We start from the raw sequence: 4,295 nt of genomic DNA, 5'->3' as shown, positions 1-4,295 counted from the left end.
TGGCTGATGGCGGCCGCCTTCGGCGGCCAGTCGTTCTCGTTCTACGCGGCCACGGCCTGGCTGCCCTCGATCGTCGCCGACCTCGGCTACAACGACTCGATCGCGGGCGTGATCGCCGCGATCTTCCAGGTCTGCGGCATCATCGGCAGCTTCGTCACCCCCCTTGTGGTCACGCGGCTGTCGGTGCGGTTCGTCCTCATCCTCGGCGGCGCGTTCTGGCTGACGGTGCCGTTCGGGTTCCTGCTGCTGCCGCACGCCTGGATCGTGTGGTGCGTGCTGGGCGGCCTCGCCCAGGGAGCCGGCCTCACGATCGTCTTCGTGCTCATCAACGGCTTCGGCGGCACCGAGCACGTGCTCGCGGAGCGCTCCGGCATCGTGCAGGGCACCGGCTACGCGGTCGCCGCGGCGGGTCCGCTGCTGCTCGGCGCCCTGCACCAGGCGACCGGCGCCTGGGTGCTCCCCGAAGTCGTGCTCATCGTCGCCCTGGCCGTGTTCATGACCGCGGGGCTCGTGGCATCCCGCCTGCTCAGCCGCGGCGTCGAGGTCGAAACCCGCTGACCGCGCACCTCCCGGGTCGGGCTCAGAAGGTCGCGAGCGGCCAGCCGGTGTACGCCTCGGCGAGGTACGTGCGCCCGGCGCGCGACTGCACCACCGACCGCAGCTCGCCGTGGCGGCGACGGTCGTCGAACTCGGAGGCATCCGGCGCGCTGTGCAGCATGCTGGTCATCCACCACGAGAAGTGCTGCGCCTTCCAGATGCGGGCGGCCGCCACCTCCGGGTAGCGCTCCAGCAGGCTCTCGTCGCCGTGGTTCAGCAGGGCGTCGATCGCCTGGTGCAGCAGCACGATGTCGGCGACGGCGAGGTTCATGCCCTTCGCGCCGGTGGGCGGCACGGTGTGGGCGGCATCCCCCGCCAGCACCACGCGCCCGGCGCGCAGCTCGCGGGCCACGAAGCTGCGGAACCGCAGCACGTCGCGCTGGAAGATCGGACCCTCGTTGAGCGTCGTGCCCGGCACGCGGGACTGCAGGATGTCCCAGATCTCGCTCTCGCTCGGCGCCTCCGGGTCGGCCTCGGGGTCGCACTGGAAGTACATGCGCTGCATCGTGGCGCTGCGCTGGCTGATGAGGGCGAAGCCGGCATCCGTCGTCGAATAGATGAGCTCGTCCGCGCTCGGCGGTGCCTCGCAGAGGATGCCGAACCAGGCGAACGGGTACTCGCGGAAGTAACCCCCGTCGGGGCTGACCGTGCGGCGGACGACGCTGTGCGAGCCGTCGGCGCCGACCACCACGTCCGCGGTCACATCGAGCACGGTGCCGTCGGCGGCGGTGGCATGGATGTGCGGCCGGGTGGTCGCGGCATCCGTCACCCGGTCGACGGTGGTCTCGAAGCGGATGTCCTGCCCGGCGTCGAGGCGGGCGGCGATGAGGTCCTTGAGCACCTCGTGCTGCGGGTACAGCCACACGCCGCGGCCGACGAGATCGGCGAAGTCGATGCGGTGGCCCGCGCCGTCGAAGCGCAGTTCGATGCCGTCGTGGCGCGAGGCGTGCTCGCGGACGCGGTGGGACGCCCCGGACTCGGCGAGCAGGTCGACGGTGCCCTGCTCGAGGATGCCGGCGCGGACCGTGTGCTCGATCTCGTCGCGAGAGCGGCTGTCGAAGACGATGGAGTCGATTCCGGATGCCTGCAGCAGATGCGACAGCAGCAGGCCGGCGGGCCCGGCGCCCACGATGGCGACAGGGGTGCGAACGTCAGTGGTCATGCCGATCATTGTGGACGCCGCAGCCGGGCGGTGTGAGGTGCGGTCCCGTTGAACGGGAAACCGTGCTCGCTCAATGACCGCTAGCCGCGGTAGCCGAGGGCCCGGCCGGTCTCGCGGGCCGCGTGGTACAGCTCGAACAGGGCGATCTCGACCTGGGCGTCGCGGGGGAGCACCGCGGACAGCGCCGCGATCACACCGCCGGTCTCGTCGCGCACCGGCACGGCGACGCCCGTCGACACGGCCTCGATCGACCCGGGCGCGACGGCGTGCCCCACGCGTCGCACCTCGGCGAGCTTGCGCCGCAGCGCGGCGGGGTCGGTGATCGTCTCGGGCGCGAGGCGGCGCAGCGGGGCCGACAGCACCCGCTCCTGCAGCGACAGCGACCCGAACGCGAGCAGCACGAGCCCCGAGCTCGACGCGTGCAGCGGCAGGCGCCCGGCGACGCGCGTCACGTTCGAGCCGGAGCCGGGGCTCGACAGGCGCTCCAGGAACAGGGCCTCGTCCTGCTCGAGGATCGCCAGTTGCGTGTGCTCGCCGATGCGCGCCTGTACGCGCTCCATGTGCGGCATCGCCGCCTGCCGCAGGCGCAGCGCGTGGGAGGAGCGGGTGGCCAGCTCCCACAGGCGCATCCCGATGCGGATGCGCCGGTCGTCGTCGCGCTCGAGCAGTCCGGCGTCCACCAGCTCGCCCACCATCCGGTGCGCGGTGGCACTCGGCAATCCCGCCCGCCGTCCGATCTCGGTGGCGGTCTGCACGGTGCGCGTCGGGGTGAACGTCTCGAGCACGCGCAGCAGGCGGTCGGTCACCGATTCGCCGGACGGGGAGTTGGCCATGCGTCTCAGGATGCCACTTTTCGTTCCCATTGAGTGAGAAAACCGCGCGAACGTCGGACGGGCGAGGCATCCTGGTTGTCGTCGAAGGAGCACCTCATGATCCCCACCCCGTCTCCACACACCGCTGGCGCGTCGCGCGGAGCCTCCCGGGGCGTGGGCCCAGTCGATGCCGACGCACCCACGCCTGCGGCCCCCGAGTCGCTGCTCGCCTCGCCGGACATGCCGTCGCAGGCGCAGATCACCCAGGAGATCCGCGACCTGCACGCGGCGTACGAGCGCCGTGAGGCGGCCGGCGAGCACCTGCCCGCGACGATGCACGACTTCGCGCCGTACCGGTCCAGTCTGCTGCGCCACCCCACCAAGAACCCCAAGCTCGTCGACCCCGAGACGATCGAGCTGCTGTCGCCCGCCTTCGGGCAGCGCGACGTCGCCGCGATCGAGTCGGACCTCACGCTGCAGCACGCCGGCGAGCCGCTCGGCGAGCGCATCACGGTGCAGGGGCGTCTGCTCGACTCGTGGGGGCGTCCGGTGCGCAACCAGCTCATCGAGATCTGGCAGGCGAACTCCGCGGGCCGCTACATCCATCAGCGCGACCAGCATCCCGCCCCGCTCGACCCGAACTTCACCGGCGCGGGCCGCGTCATCACCGACGACGACGGCCGCTACCGGTTCACCACGATCAAGCCCGGGCCGTACCCGTGGAAGAACCACGTCAACGCGTGGCGGCCCGCGCACATCCACTTCTCGGTGTTCGGCAACGCGTTCACGCAGCGCATCGTGACCCAGATGTACTTCCCCGGCGACCCGCTGTTCGCGCTCGATCCGATCTACAACTCGATCCGCCGGCAGCAGGATCGCGACCGGCTGATCGCCGACTACGACCACGGACTCACGGTGCCCGAGTTCTCGATGGGCTACCGCTGGGACATCGTGATCGACGGGCCGGATGCCACCTGGACCGAGCCCGAGGAGGGGGAGCACTGATGGGCGACCGCACGCTGCCGAAGACGCCCGGTCAGACCGTCGGCCCGTTCTTCGCCTACGGCACCGAGTACCCGAAGATGCACCAGGTGGTGCACCCGCACAGCCCCGGCGCGATCGTCCTCGGCGGCACCGTCTACGACGGCGCGGGCGCTCCCATCCCCGACGCCATGATCGAGATCTGGGCTCCCGACACCGACGGCACGATCTCGCGGGCACGGGGCGCGTTCCGCCGCGACGACCACACGTACACCGGGTTCGGACGTTCGTTCACCGACGACGACGGCCACTTCGAGTTCTGGACCAGGGATGCCGGGGCATCGGGTGCCGCCGCCCCGTTCTACGCCTGCATCGTCTACGCACGCGGCCTGCCGGACAAGCTGCACACCCGCATCTACCTGCCCGAGGATGAAGCCGCGCTCGCCGCCGACCCGCTGCTGCAGACCCTCTCCCCCGAGGAGCGGGCGACGCTCGTCGCCACCCGAACCGCAGGTGGCGGACTGCGGCACGACATCCGGCTGCAGGGTGACGGGGAGACGGTGTTCCTTGTCTTCTGACGCGATCTTCGACGGCGGCTTGCTGTCGCCCGCGACGGTCGGTCACGACGAGCTGGTGTCCGACCGGGCCGTGCTCGACGCTCTGGTGGGCGCCGAGGTCGCGCTGGTGCGCGCGTACGGCGACCTCGGGCTGGCGCCGGACGAGGCGGTCGCGGCCGCGGGCGA

5 protein-coding genes are annotated in these 4,295 nt (G+C 71.5%); 3 read left to right on the top strand and 2 right to left on the bottom strand.

Annotation, left to right across the window (positions count from 1 at the left end):
- A partial coding sequence (locus VJR25_RS11035; protein ID WP_324115019.1) for an MFS transporter occupies window positions 1–558 on the top strand: 558 nt, incomplete at its 5' end.
- Between the two features lie 22 nt (window positions 559–580).
- Here the strand turns inward: VJR25_RS11035 and VJR25_RS11030 are convergent.
- Window positions 581–1,759 (bottom strand): 4-hydroxybenzoate 3-monooxygenase, encoded by a 1,179-nt coding sequence (locus tag VJR25_RS11030; protein WP_324115018.1) that lies wholly within the window; start codon window positions 1,757–1,759, stop codon window positions 581–583.
- Between the two features lie 80 nt (window positions 1,760–1,839).
- Window positions 1,840–2,592 carry an IclR family transcriptional regulator gene (locus VJR25_RS11025; protein WP_324115017.1) on the bottom strand — a complete coding sequence of 251 codons (753 nt, stop codon included), beginning with the start codon at window positions 2,590–2,592 and terminating at the stop codon, window positions 1,840–1,842.
- Between the two features lie 219 nt (window positions 2,593–2,811).
- On the opposite strand from VJR25_RS11025, the gene pcaH reads away from it, so the two are divergent.
- Entirely contained in the window at window positions 2,812–3,576 is a 765-nt protein-coding gene (pcaH, locus tag VJR25_RS11020; RefSeq protein ID WP_324115020.1) for a protocatechuate 3,4-dioxygenase subunit beta, read from the top strand.
- The gene (pcaG, locus tag VJR25_RS11015; protein WP_324115016.1) at window positions 3,576–4,130 is read left to right on the top strand and encodes a protocatechuate 3,4-dioxygenase subunit alpha; all 555 of its coding nucleotides are present in this window, start codon (window positions 3,576–3,578) and stop codon (window positions 4,128–4,130) included. Before pcaH ends, pcaG begins: the two co-directional genes overlap by 1 nt.
- The last annotated feature ends 165 nt before the right edge of the window (window positions 4,131–4,295 follow it).

Source organism: Microbacterium sp. (assembly GCF_035277845.1).
In the GTDB taxonomy this organism is placed as follows: Bacteria; Actinomycetota; Actinomycetes; order Actinomycetales; family Microbacteriaceae; genus Microbacterium.
This window is presented reverse-complemented; position numbering and strand designations above follow the sequence as displayed.

Coding starts and splice junctions, on each gene's coding strand:
- VJR25_RS11030 (WP_324115018.1), bottom strand. CDS start 1,759: ATGACCACTGACGTTCGCACCCCTGTCGCCATCGTGGGCGCCGGGCCC.
- VJR25_RS11025 (WP_324115017.1), bottom strand. CDS start 2,592: ATGGCCAACTCCCCGTCCGGCGAATCGGTGACCGACCGCCTGCTGCGC.
- pcaH (WP_324115020.1), top strand. CDS start 2,812: ATGCCGTCGCAGGCGCAGATCACCCAGGAGATCCGCGACCTGCACGCG.
- pcaG (WP_324115016.1), top strand. CDS start 3,576: ATGGGCGACCGCACGCTGCCGAAGACGCCCGGTCAGACCGTCGGCCCG.